Annotated in this window: 10 protein-coding genes; 5 read left to right on the plus strand and 5 right to left on the minus strand. The window is 70.2% G+C overall.

What is annotated here, in order from left to right:
• Position 1 precedes the first annotated feature (1 nt).
• Positions 2-2,341 carry an arylsulfatase gene (locus G5T42_RS04750; RefSeq protein WP_165126165.1) on the minus strand — a complete coding sequence of 780 codons (2,340 nt, stop codon included), beginning with the start codon at positions 2,339-2,341 and terminating at the stop codon, positions 2-4.
• Between the two features lie 138 nt (positions 2,342-2,479).
• A complete protein-coding gene (locus G5T42_RS04755) occupies positions 2,480-4,198 on the minus strand; it encodes a solute carrier family 23 protein (RefSeq protein WP_165126168.1) in 1,719 nt (572 codons plus the stop codon).
• Between the two features lie 310 nt (positions 4,199-4,508).
• Here G5T42_RS04755 and G5T42_RS04760 point away from each other — a divergent pair, with 310 nt between their 5' ends.
• Positions 4,509-5,408: a siderophore-interacting protein gene (locus tag G5T42_RS04760; RefSeq protein WP_165126171.1), complete on the plus strand. Its 900-nt coding sequence runs from the start codon at positions 4,509-4,511 to the stop codon at positions 5,406-5,408.
• A 117-nt stretch (positions 5,409-5,525) separates the two neighbouring features.
• Here G5T42_RS04760 and G5T42_RS04765 read toward each other — a convergent pair whose 3' ends face one another.
• Both G5T42_RS04765 and G5T42_RS04770 read right to left on the minus strand, forming a co-directional pair.
• Positions 5,526-7,064, minus strand: coding sequence for an MFS transporter (locus G5T42_RS04765; RefSeq protein ID WP_165126175.1), 1,539 nt, complete (start codon positions 7,062-7,064; stop codon positions 5,526-5,528).
• Positions 7,061-7,681, minus strand: a complete 621-nt coding sequence (locus G5T42_RS04770) for a PadR family transcriptional regulator (RefSeq protein ID WP_165126178.1) — start codon at positions 7,679-7,681, stop codon at positions 7,061-7,063. Before G5T42_RS04770 ends, G5T42_RS04765 begins: the two co-directional genes overlap by 4 nt.
• Positions 7,682-7,773: 92 nt before the next feature.
• On the opposite strand from G5T42_RS04770, the gene G5T42_RS04775 reads away from it, so the two are divergent.
• The 4 genes from G5T42_RS04775 (at position 7,774) to G5T42_RS04790 (ending at position 11,670) form a co-directional block, all read left to right on the plus strand.
• The gene (locus G5T42_RS04775; RefSeq protein WP_165126181.1) at positions 7,774-8,112 is read left to right on the plus strand and encodes a TfoX/Sxy family protein; all 339 of its coding nucleotides are present in this window, start codon (positions 7,774-7,776) and stop codon (positions 8,110-8,112) included.
• A gap of 230 nt (positions 8,113-8,342) precedes the next feature.
• Complete coding sequence (locus tag G5T42_RS04780; RefSeq protein WP_165126183.1) at positions 8,343-9,296, plus strand: phosphoribosylaminoimidazolesuccinocarboxamide synthase; 954 nt, start codon at positions 8,343-8,345, stop codon at positions 9,294-9,296.
• Positions 9,297-9,398: 102 nt separating this feature from the next.
• Positions 9,399-10,733 carry a solute carrier family 23 protein gene (locus G5T42_RS04785; protein WP_165126185.1) on the plus strand — a complete coding sequence of 445 codons (1,335 nt, stop codon included), beginning with the start codon at positions 9,399-9,401 and terminating at the stop codon, positions 10,731-10,733.
• A 64-nt stretch (positions 10,734-10,797) separates the two neighbouring features.
• Complete coding sequence (locus G5T42_RS04790) at positions 10,798-11,670, plus strand: VOC family protein (protein ID WP_165130085.1); 873 nt, start codon at positions 10,798-10,800, stop codon at positions 11,668-11,670.
• Between the two features lie 291 nt (positions 11,671-11,961).
• Here G5T42_RS04790 and G5T42_RS04795 read toward each other — a convergent pair whose 3' ends face one another.
• Positions 11,962-12,975, minus strand: a complete 1,014-nt coding sequence (locus tag G5T42_RS04795) for a LacI family DNA-binding transcriptional regulator (protein ID WP_165126187.1) — start codon at positions 12,973-12,975, stop codon at positions 11,962-11,964.
• Between the last annotated feature and the right edge of the window lie 18 nt (positions 12,976-12,993).

Genomic DNA, 12,993 nt, shown 5'->3' on the forward strand with positions numbered 1-12,993 from the left:
ATCATGCGGGCACGGCGTAGGCGATGTGCACGCGGTCGATCCGGCCGTCGAAGGCGAACGGCATCCGCTCGGCGTACGCGCGCGAGACGGCACCGCCGTACGCGCGACCGATGTCGAGACAGTCGTTCGCTGAGAAGAGGAGCGGGGCGCTCACCGGCACGACGCCCTGCGCGACCTCGTCGCCGTTCACGCGCAGGGTCACGCTGAGCGGTCCCCCAGGCTTCTGCTCGACGTAGGTCGTCTCGATCTCGATCGTGACATCCCCTGCCGGGAGGGGATCGGATGCCGCGATCGTCGTCCGCTGCACGAGGAACAGGTTGTACTCATAGGTCAGGATGCCGTCGACGACGAAGGCCGTGAGGCCGCCGCCCGCGCCGCCGAGCTTGTAGAGCACGCCGTTCGCCTTCTCGCCGAGGTCCGCCGTGATGGTCACGGTGTTCGGCTTGTTACCGAGGGCGGGAGCGCAGAACTCCGGAACACGCGTCGTGTCGCCCGCCATGTCCCACTCGGTGTACGGCGGAGTGAGGCGCAACTCGGGGTGGAACGGCACGATCCACAGCCCGCCGCCGACGGGGAGCACTTTGTTCTTGGCGGCCTCGATCGCGAAGAGCTCCTTGAGAGCCGCGAGCTTCTCCGGATGCTGGTCGGCGACATCGCGCGCCTGGCTCCAGTCCTCGTCGAGGTTGTAGAGCTCCCACTTGTCCTCGTCGGGGGTCCACGTCCTGATCCCGGGAGGCGCACCCGGCACCCACGGCAGGCGCGGACCCGTCGTCGACGCCATCCAGCCGTCCTCGTAGATGGATCGGCTCGCCATGATCTCGAAGTACTGCACGCGGTGCCGGCCCTCGGCATCCTTGTCGTCGATCGAGTACGCGAAGCTCGTGCCGTCGATCGGGTCCTGGTGGACGCCGTTGACGGTCTCGGGGTGCGAGATGCCGAGGATCTCGTAGATCGTCGGCGCGACGTCGATGACATGGTGGAACTGCGTGCGCGGCACCCGGTCGGGTTCGATGCGCCCGGGCCACTGGATGAACAGCGGGTTGCGCGTGCCGCCGAGGTGCGACGCCATGAGCTTCATGCCCTGGTACGGCGTCGAGCCGGCCCACGCCCATGCGGCGTGGTACTGGTTGTCGGTCGCCGGAGTGCCGAGCGCGTCGAGCCCGCCGAGCTCTTCGAGCGCTGCGATGTGCTGGTCGACCGTCGTGGGGATCATGTTCTGCGCGAGCAGCTCGCTGATCGTGCCGTTCTGGCCTTCGCCCGACGAGCCGTTGTCGCCCCAGATGTATATGACGATCGTGTTGTCGAGGTAGCCGAGGCGCTCGAGCTCGTCGACGAGACGGCCCGCCTGCACGTCGGCGTGCTCGCCGAAGCCCGCGCACACCTCCATGAGCCGCGCCTGGAACGCCTTCTGGTGGTCGGGGATCTCGTCCCACCCCTGCAGCGACTCCGGGCGGGGCGTCAGCTCGGCATCCTCCGGGATCCAGCCGGCCGCCTTCGCCCCGGCGTGGGCGTCCTCCCGGTAGGCGTCCCAGCCGTCGTCGAAGACGCCGGCGTACTTGTCGGCCCACTCCTTCATGATGTGGTGGGGCCCGTGGATCGCTCCGGTCGCCCAGTACATGAAGAAGGGCTTGTCGGGAGCGAGGGCCTTGTGGTCGCGCAGCCACGCGATCGCGTCGTCGGCGATGTCCTCGCTCAGGTGGTACCCCTCCTCCGGGGACTTCGGCGGGAGGACGCTCGTCGTGTTGCGCACGAGGTTCGGCTCGTACTGCGACGCCTCGCCGGCGAGGAAGCCGTAGAAGTACTCGAAGCCGTTGCCGGTGGGCCAGTTGTCGTACGGACCGGCCTTCGTCGTCTCCTCGGCCGGGGTGTTGTGCCACTTGCCCCAGGCGGCCGTCGAGTAGCCGTAGTTGCGCAGCACCTCGGCCATGGTCGCGCTGCTCTTGGGGATGTGCCCGGAGTAGCCGTCCCAGTCGGCGGCGAGCTCGGCGATCTGCCCGGCGCCCACGCGGTGGTGGTTGCGGCCCGTGAGGAGCGACGCGCGCGTCGGCGAGCACATCGCCGTCGTGTGGAAGCGGTTGTACCCGATGCCGCCCTCACGGATCCGCTCGAGCGTCGGCGTCGCGACCTTGCCGCCCAGGGGAGCGGGAAGGGCCGGGCCCGCGTCGTCGATGAGCACGACCAGCACGTTCGGCGCATCCTCGGCGAGGTGACGCTCCGGCGGCAGCGGCGAGTACGTCGACTCGGCAAGGGTTCGCCCCGCGTAGCTGCCCGAAGGCTTGGGCGGGAAGGGAAGCGTCCTCGCCGGCGGAAGGGGCGCGCCGATCACTGATTCGTCCGTCATCATCTCTCCTCGGATCGCGGAGGCAGAGCGTGACGCCACGCCCCCCCGGGTGCTCAAGCTGTCTCTCTGTCTACCGACATCGCCGCCTCTGCGGGCCGGGCGATCCGGCGGTCTCACCCGTTGCGAGTGAGAGGGCGGTCACGACCCCTTCGGGTTCCGGGATGCCTCGTTCCGCGCCTGCGCGCGCAGGGTTTCGGCCCGTTCGTACGCCGTTTCCAGCGACTCGGCGAGCCGCGGTGTCTCGACGACGACGTTCTCCGGTCCGAGGTGCGTCAGCCGGCCCGTGCGTGTCAGGAGCTCGGCGAACTTCGGCGGCACACCGCACAGGACGAGCGAGATGCCCTCCTTGCGCAGGTCGACGACGATCTGGTCGAGCGCCTTGAGGAAGGTGGCCGACGGGACCATGGGTGACCCGCGCATCGACAGGACGATCGCGGCATCCGTCGTCCCGTCCACCCGCGGCCAGTCCTCCTGCAGCCGGTTGACCTCGGCGAAGATGCTGCCGCCGGTGTAGTGCAGCACCGTCGTCCGATGGCTCGGCAGGTGCTCCGGCGGGTTCTCGACGACCCAGCCGTCGCCGTCCCGGACGACCTCGAGCATGCGGCCGGTCCGCGAGAGCGCGACGACGCTGAGGATGATCGAGAGCCCGGCGCCGATGAAGATCGCCTGCTGGAGGGGCAGGGCGGTCGTGGCGACGAAGGTCACCAGGAGTGCCGCGGCCGACAGCGCCGACGTGCGGAACACGAGGACGATGTCGGGCCACCGCCCGACGACGAGCTCGCCGCCGATCACGATCATGAGCCCGCCGATGACCGGCATGGGGATGTAGCCGGCGAACGGTCCGACGAGGAGCACGATGAGCGCGAGCCACAGACCCGCGAAGATCCCCGACCAGCGCGTCTGCGCGCCCGCGCTCATCGCGACCCCCGTGCGCGACATGGATCCTCCCGTGGGGAGCGCCGAGAAGAACCCGCCCGCGATGTTGGCGAGCCCCTGCGCCGTGAAGTCCTTCGAGGCATCCGACCGCGAGCCGTCGGGGTTGCTCACCGCGGCGCTGATGCCGGCCGCCTGCGCGAGCGCCACGAGCGCGACCGCGACGGCTCCCGTCGCGAGGCCGGGGATCGCCGCCAGATCGGGGAGGCTGAGTGGCGGCAGCGAGCGCGGGATCGTCGCGATGTCGGACACGTATTCGACGTCGAGACCGAGCAGGGCGACGGGCACCGTCACGACGATGAGCGCGACGAGGGTGGCAAGCGACCTGAGCGGCTTGATGAAGCGGACCACGACCCAGACGGCGACCGTGGCGGTCGAGACGAGCACCGACGCGAGCTGCCACTGGTCGATGTTGGCGAGGGCGTTGAGGATCTTGCCGACGGTGTTCGAGCTCACCGGCGAGTAGCCCGTCGCATCGTGGATGACGCCCGCGACGATCTGCAGCGCGATGCCCGTCGTGAACCCCGTCATGACGGCGGTCGAGACGTACGACATGACCGATCCGAGCTTGAGGACACCCATGACGAGCATGACGACGCCGACCATGACGGTGAGCGTTGCGATCGCCCCGAGGTCGCCCGGGTCGAGACCCGCGGCCGTCAGCACGCTCTGCGACGTGAGGGCGATCGCGCTCGTGAGCGTCGTCACCATGAGCACGGTGCGGGTGAACATCGAGCCGATGATCGTCGGCACGATGCCCGACCAGAGGCCGAGAGGGGCGGCGAAGTTGCCGATGCTCGCGTAGGCCATCCCCTCGGGGATCGAGAAGAGGCCCGTGACGAATCCGGAGACGACGTCGCGACCGGTGGGCCGTCCGAGCCCTCCCGTCCGACGTCGGCGGCGAGGCGGTGTCGTGTCGGTCACGGTGTCACGGTAGGGCCGCCGTCGGGCAGGACGGCAACGCGCGTTCACAAATGAGGCGCCGATCACCCTTCATGGGCGAGACTCGGTTCTCGGCCCTTGTGCCCCAGAACGTCACTCTGGGGGGTGTGATTCGGCCGATGAACGGCGCGACGCTTTCGCTCGCCCTCGGCATCGCGGTGAGTCCCGTGCCGGTCATCGCCGTGCTGGCGACCCTTCTGCGGCCTCGCGAGCCTCTGATCGCGCCCGACGCCCGGTCCCGCGTGCTTTGCTGGAGCAGGTCGCCTTCGCACGCGACCGGAGGAGGAATGCCATGACGGATGCCGCGACCCCGCCGCCGACGACCGGTGCGACCGGTTCCCCCCGCCCGGTCGAAGACCCTTCGGCACCCTTCTTCCGTGCGAACAGTCGCCACCGCTTCACGGCCCGCGAGGCTGTCGTGACCGCCGTCGCCCGGCCGGTGGACCAGTTCGTCCGGGTCACGCTGTCGGGACCCGACTTCGACGACTTCGTGAGCACGGGCCCCACCGACCACGTGCGCGTCTTCTTCCCCCACCCGATCACGGGCGAGCTCGTCGCCCCGCGCGCCGTCGGCCCCGGCGAGGAGGGGATCGTCCGGCCCGAGGCGCCGATGTTCGCCCGCGACTTCACTCCGCTCGCTGTGCGGTTCGACGAGGCGACGGGGCAGCGGACGCTGGCCCTCGACATCCTGCGCCACGTCGATCCCGGACCCGCCGCGGCCTGGGGCGAGCAGGCGAAGGTCGGCGATCGGCTCGTGATCGTGGGACCGCGCGGCTCGAAGAACGCGCCGCAGAACGCCGCGAGGGTCGTGCTCGTCGTCGACCCGACGGCGCTGCCCTCGGCGACGCGCTGGCTCGCCGAGCTCCCCTCGACCACCGTCGTCGAGGTCATCGCCGACGTGCCGGGCGACATCGAATGGGTCGAGACGTACCTGCGCGAGGAGTCGGGTCGCGACGACGTAGACGTGATGCAGGCGAGCGGCAGCCTGGCCGACTCGCTCGAGATGGTCGGGACGGATGCCGAGACCTTCGTGTTCGGCGCGGGCGAGGCATCCCGGCTCATCCCCCTGCGGAGGCACCTGCGCTACGAGCTCGCGCTGCCGCGTGAGCAGTACGCGCTCAGCGGCTACTGGCGGCGCGGGGTCGTGGGATTCGACCACCACGAGCCGATCGACCCGTCCGACCCGGACTGACCGGCGGCTCGCTGCCGGCCCGGCGCGCGCCAAGTTCGGAGAAATGCGCGAAGTCCGGAGGAATCCCGCGGATTCCTCCGAACTTCGTGCAATCCTCCGAACCTCAGGAGGCCAGACTCAGCCGTCGGCGCGGTGCGCCGCCTGCCACTCGTCGGTCACGGTGAGCACGGGCCGGCGCATGAAGCACACGGCGACGAGGCCGATGAGCATGACGGCCGCGGGCAGCAGGATCGACTGAGCCATGGCGGTCGAGAAGCCGTCGACGACGAACGGGGGCAGCTGACCTCCGCTGAACCCGCCCTGGGCGTCGCTCGCGCCGGGGAGGTTCGCCTCCAGCCTCGCCTGCATGAAGGCCGCGATCGAGGCCGAGCCGATGACGGAGCCGATCGTGCGGGTCGTGTTGTAGATGCCCGCGCCGGCGCCGGCCTGACGCGGCGGCAGGTTGCGCGTGGCGGTCGTGGCGAGCGGACCCCACATGCCCGCGTTGCCGATGCCCATGAGGGCCGAGGGCAGCAGGAACATCCAGATCGGCGTGTCGACGTTCATCAGCGACGAGTACCAGAGCAGCGAGATCCCGACGAGGGCGAGGCCCGGAACCAGCAGGAACCGCGGGTCGGTGCGGTCGAGGAGCCGCCCGGCGAACGGTGCGAGCACGCCCGAGAGCACGGCCATCGGGATCAGCAGGAGCGCCGACTGGGTCGGGGTGAGCCCGCGCGCGAGCTGGATGAAGAACATCAGCGGGAGCGACATGCTCGTGACCGTGAAGCCGACAGCGGCGATCGAGATGTTGGCGACCGAGAAGTTGCGGTCGCGGAACAGCTCGAGGGGCACGAGGGGCTCGCTCTTGGTGCGGGCCTGCGTCCAGACGAAGAACGCCATGACGAGCACGCCGGCGACGATCATGCCCCACACCCACGGCGCCCAGTCGAACTTCTCGCCCTCCTGCAGCCCGAAGACGATGAGGAAGAGGCCGAGGGCGCTGAGGAACACGCCCGCGATGTCGAACCGGTGCGGGTGCGTCTCGAGCTTGGGCACGAGCACCCACGCGAGGACGAAGCCGACGATGCCGACGGGGATGTTGATGAAGAAGATCCACTCCCACCCGAAGCCGTCGACGAGGAGGCCGCCGACGAGCGGACCGACGAGGGTCGCGACACCAGCGGTGGCGCCCCAGAGGCCCATCGCCGCGCCGCGGCGGTTCGGCGGGAAGGTGCGCGTGATGACGGCCATCGTCTGCGGCGTCATGAGCGCGGCGCCGAGGCCCTGCACGGCGCGGAACGCGATGAGCGCGCCGAGCGTCGGCGAGAGACCGCAGCCGAGCGATGCGAGGGTGAAGACCGCGAGGCCGATGAGGTAGATGTTCTTCGGCCCGAACCGGTCGCCGAGGCGGCCCGTGATGAGGAGGGGCACGGCGTAGGTCAGCAGGTAGGCCGAGGTGACCCACACGACGTTGTCGAGGTTGTTCGTGTCGGGGTCGAGCGCCGCCTTGATGGCGGGGTTCGCCACCGAGACGATGGTCGTGTCGACCAGGATCATGAAGAACCCGATGACGAGCGCCCACAGGGCGGGCCACGGGCTGCGTTCGGGAGTTCTGGGACGGAGGGATGCCGCGGCATCCGTCCCCGCGGTCCCCTGTGTTGTCGAGGGCTGAGTCATCGGCGTGCGGCCTTTCGGTCTTCGAGATAGCGTGCGGAGGGCGTTTCGGGACTGCCCCAGGTGAGGTCGTGGAGCTCGAGGCGCGTGATGAGCCCGTCGAGCCAGTCGATGTCGTGACCGAGAAGGACGATCTCGCGCTCGAGCTCGAGGAGGTACTGCTCGGGCACTTCGCGTTCGCGGGCCTTGGCGAGTCCGCCGGACAGCTCGTCCCGCACGGCGGCGAGCGCCGATCGACGGATGCCGAGCAGTTCGGTCACCTCGTCGCGATCGAGGTTGTGCGCCTCGGCGAGCGCGATGCGGAACTCGGCGGGGCGGTCGATGCGCGAGAGCTCTCGCCGCACCCATTCGCCGACCGCCTGCCGGCCGGCCTCGGTCTGTGCGTAGGTCGTGCGCTCGGGCCGGTTGCCCTCGCGGTCGATCCCGACCTCGGCGACGAGTCCCGTCCGTTGGAGGCGGCCGACCGTGTGGTACAGCGTGCCGTTCGTGATCGTCACCAGTCGGTCGTCGCGCCGCTGGCGCATGAGCCGGATCATCTCGTACGGGTGCATGTCCCCCTCGCCCAGCAGGGCGAGGATCATGAGGCCCAGAGGCGTGAGGCGGTCTACGGCGTCTTTCATGGCGGCTCAGGTTGGTCGGGATCGATTGATCCGTGTTGATTAGTCCACCTGGACTATACCGGATGTCCCAGCCCGCGACTACCGTGTGGCTCATGAAGGACGATGCCGAGCGCGAGCGCGCGCACGCGATCTTCGACCCCATCGCCGAGGAGTACCTCACGCGCGACGGTGTCGACATCGGCGCGATGTTCGGGAGCGAGGGGCTGCGCATCCGCGGCAAGGTGTTCGCGTTCGTCGGCTTCGCGGGCGGGCTCGTCGTCAAGATCCCGGCCACCCGCGCCGACGAGGTCGAAGCCGCCGGCACCGGCCACCGCATGGAGATGCGGGGGCGCCCCGCGAAGGAGTGGGTCGTCGTGCCGACCTCATCGCCCGAGGCCTGGGCGCCGCTCATGGCCGAGGCGTTCGCCTTCGTCGACGAGATCACCCCCTAGCTGCGGCCGAGCCCCCGGTCGTTGAGCGGAGGCGCGCAGCGCTGCAGACGAAACGCGCCGACCCTCCGGGCACGGCCGACCCCGCAGGTCCGGGGGCGTTTCGTCTCGCTCCGCTCGCTCAACGACCGGAGGGAACTGCCTTCTCCATAGGTCCGGGGGCGTTTCGTCTCGCTCCGCTCGCTCAACGACCGAGGGGCACGGCCGGCCGAAGCGGCCGCGATAATGGGCGGGTGACATCCCCCCTCGAGCTCCCCGGCTGGCGGCACGTCTACTCGGGCAAGGTCCGTGACCTCTATGTCCCTGACGAGTCCGTGCCCCACGGCGCCGCTGACCGAATGCTCGTGGTCGCGAGTGACCGCGTCAGCGCCTTCGACCACGTGCTCGAGCCCGGCATCCCCGACAAGGGCGTACTCCTCACGACGCTCAGCCTCTGGTGGTTCGACCGCCTCGCGGGCGGTGACGGGGGCCGCGGCATCCCGAACCATCTCGCGGCGAGCGCGGTGCTGACCGACGGCCCGGACGGCGAGCCGAACACCGCCGACGATCTGCACTCGCTGATCCCGGCCGAGGTCGCCGGGCGCGCGATGGTCGTGCGCAACCTCGAGATGCTCCCGATCGAGTGCGTCGTCCGCGGCTACCTCACCGGCTCGGGCTGGGCGGAGTACCAGGCGCAGGGCACCGTGTGCGGCATCCCGCTCCCCGACGGACTGAACGATGGCGACCGGCTGCCGGAACCGCTCTTCACCCCGGCTTACAAGGCACCGATGGGCGAGCACGACGAGAACATCTCGTTCGAGCAGACCGTCGAGCTCGTCGGAGCCGAGCGCGCCGCGCAGCTGCGCGACCTCTCGCTCGAGATCTACACGCGCGCGGCCGCCACGGCCGAGGCGCGCCACCTCATCCTCGCGGATACGAAGTTCGAGTTCGGCGTCGACCCCGCGGGCGTGCTGACGCTCGCCGACGAGGTGCTCACGAGCGACTCATCGCGCTACTGGGATGCCGCGGCCTGGCACGGCGGCACCACCCCCGCCGAGCGCATGGCCAGCTTCGACAAGCAGATCGTCCGCAACTGGCTTGCCGCGAACTGGGACAAGACCGGGACTCCCCCCGAGCTCCCGGACGACATCGTGGCGCAGACGGCCGCGCGCTACCGCGAACTGCTCGAACGCCTCACCACGGCCTGAATCGGCGTCTGACGGCGCGGCGGGCGTTGACGTGTCCGCTCCCAGCGAACTCCCAGGTATCGTGACCTCAGCACTACCCCGCTGAACTCCTGAGGAGCCCCCATGCCCGTCTGGTCACTGCACGGAAACGGCCGCACCGTCGAACCCGGCAGGGTGGTGAAGCCCGACGAGCGACTCAACTGGGGCGCCACCGTCGCCATCGGCGTGCAGCACGTCATCGCGATGTTCGGCGCCACGTTCCTGGTGCCTGTCCTCACCGGATTCCCGGTGTCGACGACGCTGCTCTTCTCGGGCGTCGGCACGCTCCTCTTCCTCCTCATCACGCGCAACCGGCTCCCCAGCTACCTGGGCTCGTCGTTCGCCTTCATCGCTCCCGTCACGGCGGCGACGGCGTCGCAGGGCATGGGGTCGGCGCTCGCGGGGATCGTCGCGGTGGGCATCCTGCTCGCGGCGATCGGGTTCATCGTGCAGTTCGCCGGCATCGGCTGGATCGACAAGCTCATGCCGCCGGTCGTCGCCGGCGCGATCGTGGCGCTCATCGGATTCAACCTGGCGCCCGTCGCGTGGACGAACTTCCAGCAGCAGCCGCTCATCGGCACGATCACGCTGGTCGCGGTCGTGCTCTTCAGCGTGCTGTTCCGGGGCTTCCTCGGCCGCATCTCGATCGTGCTCGGCGTCGTCGTCGGCTACATCGTCGCCGCGATCGCGGGGCAGATCGACTACAGCGCCGTCGAGAAGGCGGCATGGGTGGGTCTTCCCGAGTTCCACGTCGCCGACTTCGCCTCGCCCGGCACGTGGTCGGTCATCGCGATGTTCCTCCCCGTCGTGCTCGTGCTGATCGCCGAGAACGTCGGTCACGTGCGCGGCGTCGCGACGATGACGGATGCCTCGGTCAACAAGTACACCGGCCGCGCGCTCATCGCCGACGGCGCGGCCACGACCCTCGCGGGTCTCTTCGGCGGCTCGGGCACGACGACGTACGGCGAGAACATCGGCGTCATGGCCGCGACGCGCGTCTACTCGACCGCGGCGTACTGGGTCGCCGGCGCCGTCGCGATCCTCCTGAGCCTCTCGCCCAAGATCGGCGCGCTCTTCAACTCGGTGCCCCCGGGCGTGCTGGGCGGGGTGACGACGGCCCTCTACGGCCTCATCGGCATCATCGGCATCAAGATCTGGGTCGACAACCGCGTCGACTTCTCGCGTCCCGTGAACCAGTACACGGCCGCCGTCGCGCTCGTCATCGCGATCGCCGGGTTCACGATGCAGTGGGGCGACTTCCAGCTCGGCGCCATCGTCCTCGGCGCCGCTGCGGCGCTCCTCATCTACCATCTCGGCAACGCGATCGCGCGCTGGCGCAAGACCGGCGCCGACGACGGCGGCCCCATTCCGGCGGTCGGCCCCATCGGCGGCGACCCGCAGGGCATCGAGGTGCGCTGAGACGCTTCCCGCGCCTGGCGGGAAGAACGGCGGATGCCGCGGCGTTTCAATTCATATGAATGAAATGTCCGCGGCATCCGGCGATCGGCTCGCAGCCGACACGGCCATGGGCGCCGTGACCCTGCTCGTGGCCGACCTCGACCTCATGACGCGGTACTACCGCGACGCCGTCACCCTCGAGATCCTGTCGGCGGAGGGCGACTCCGTGACGCTCGGCCGCGCCGGCCGGGCCATCGTCGTGCTGCGGCACGAACCGGCGCTGCGGCACGCGGCCCCGCGCTCGGCCGGCCTTTTCCATACGGCGATCCTGTTCGAGACGCAGGAGGCCCTCGCCGCCGCGCTGTACTCCGTCGCGACCCACGCGCCGGGGACCTTCACGGGCAGCGCCGACCACCTCGTGAGCCAGGCCTTCTACTTCACCGATCCCGAGGGCAACGGCGTCGAGCTCTATTGGGACCGCGCCCGCACCGAGTGGTCGTGGACGCACGGGCAGGTCGAGATGGCGACGCTGTACCTCGATCCCAACGCCTACCTCCAGGAGCACCTGACCGAACAGGCGCTGAGCGGCTCGACGGCGCGGGACGCGGCATCCGTCGGTCACGTGCATCTCTCGGTGGGGGATGTCGCGACAGCCCGCGCCTTCTACGTCGACGCCCTCGGCTTCGACACGACGGCGTCGCTGGGGAGCACGGCCCTGTTCGTCAGCGCCGGCGGCTATCACCACCACATGGCGATGAACGTGTGGAACTCGCGCGGAGCAGGACCGCGGATGCCGGCGCTCGGCCTCGGCCGCGTCGACCTGGCGCTGCCGGACGCCGACTCGCTCGGCGCGCTCGAGGAGCGCCTGCGGCACCACGGCTTCGCCGTGCGCGACGACGGCCGGACCCTGGCGTTCGACGACCCGTGGGACAACGCGATCCTCGCGACGGCGGGCTGAGGTCGTTCGTCGGCTCGGCGCGTTTCGTCTCGCTCCGCTCGCTCAACGACCGGGGGCGAGGCGGAGCGGGGAGGCCCGGTCGTTGAGCGGAGGCGCGAAGCGCCGGAGACGAAACGCGCCGCGCCGGCGTTCGACCCTTCGACAAGCTCAGGGACCGGGCCGGGGGCGGGGCGAGGCGGAGCGGGGAGCCCCGGTCGTTGAGCGGAGGCGCGAAGCGCCGGAGACGAAACGCGCCGCGCCGGCGTTCGACCCTTCGACAAGCTCAGGGACCGGGCCGGGGGCGGGGCGCGGCTACACCGAGTCGCGGACGACGAGCTCCGTGTCGAGGATCGTCACGTGCCGGGGGTCCTTGCCGGCCAGCAGGTCGAGGAGGATGCTCGCCATGTGCTCGCCCTGGTCGAACGAAGGCTGACGCATCGTCGTGAGCTGCGGGGAGACCGAGGTCGCGACGGGCGAATCGTCGAAGCCGATGATCGCGATGTCGTCGGGCACCCGAAGCCCTGCCGCCGCGATGACCGACAGCGCGCCGCGCGCCATCAGGTCGCTCGCGACGAACAGCGCGTCGGGCGCATCGCCGCGGTCGAGGATGCGGCGCATCGCGTCGGCTCCGCCGTCCGCGGTGAAGCCGCCGTCCTCGACCGGTCCGGCCTCGAGCCCCGCGGCGGCGAGCGCTTCACGGAAGCCCTGCAGGCGGTCGACGCCCGCGGGCATCGTCAGCGGCCCGGTGATCGTGCCGATCCGGCGACGACCGCGCTCGATCAGGTGGGCCGTGGCATCCCGTCCCCCGCGCACGTTGTCGACGTCGACGTAGTAGTCGCGCTCGCGCTCCCGCACGGGGCGGCCGCCGTAGACGACCGGCACCGCGGCGGCTATGCGATCGATGAACGTGTCGCTGGTGTGGTGCGAGACGATGATCGCCCCGTCCACGGCCCCGCTGCGGACATAGCTCGTCGTCTTGTCGCCGGGGTCGTCGCTGGCGATGAAGAGGTTGAGGACGTAGTCGGAGCGATTGAGCCGCGCGTTGATGCCCGAGACGATCGAGGCGAAGAACGGGTCGCCGAAGAAGCGCGTCGTGTCTTCGGGCACGATCAGCCCGATGGCCTGCGTCTGGCGGCTCGCGAGCGAGCGGGCTGCGCGGTTCGGCACGTAGTTGAGGTCGGCGATCGCTCGCTGCACGGCTTCGAGGGCCGTCGGACTCACGGCCGTGGAGCCGTTGACGACCCGCGAGACTGTCGATCGGGAGACCCCCGCCGCGGCGGCGACCTCTTCGATCGTCACGGCGAGACGTGACGTGTCGGTGCTCATGGAGACAGCTCCCCCCGG

This window comes from Microbacterium sp. 4R-513, from assembly GCF_011046485.1.
In the GTDB taxonomy this organism is placed as follows: domain Bacteria; phylum Actinomycetota; class Actinomycetes; order Actinomycetales; family Microbacteriaceae; genus Microbacterium.

Bases quoted from the DNA above. Each gene is read 5' to 3' on its own strand.
- G5T42_RS04790 (WP_165130085.1), top strand. From the start codon at position 10,798: ATGTCCGCGGCATCCGGCGATCGGCTCGCAGCCGACACGGCCATGGGC.
- G5T42_RS04795 (WP_165126187.1), bottom strand. From the start codon at position 12,975: ATGAGCACCGACACGTCACGTCTCGCCGTGACGATCGAAGAGGTCGCC.
- G5T42_RS04785 (WP_165126185.1), top strand. From the start codon at position 9,399: ATGCCCGTCTGGTCACTGCACGGAAACGGCCGCACCGTCGAACCCGGC.
- G5T42_RS04775 (WP_165126181.1), top strand. From the start codon at position 7,774: ATGAAGGACGATGCCGAGCGCGAGCGCGCGCACGCGATCTTCGACCCC.
- G5T42_RS04765 (WP_165126175.1), bottom strand. From the start codon at position 7,064: ATGACTCAGCCCTCGACAACACAGGGGACCGCGGGGACGGATGCCGCG.
- G5T42_RS04760 (WP_165126171.1), top strand. From the start codon at position 4,509: ATGACGGATGCCGCGACCCCGCCGCCGACGACCGGTGCGACCGGTTCC.
- G5T42_RS04750 (WP_165126165.1), bottom strand. From the start codon at position 2,341: ATGACGGACGAATCAGTGATCGGCGCGCCCCTTCCGCCGGCGAGGACG.
- G5T42_RS04770 (WP_165126178.1), bottom strand. From the start codon at position 7,681: ATGAAAGACGCCGTAGACCGCCTCACGCCTCTGGGCCTCATGATCCTC.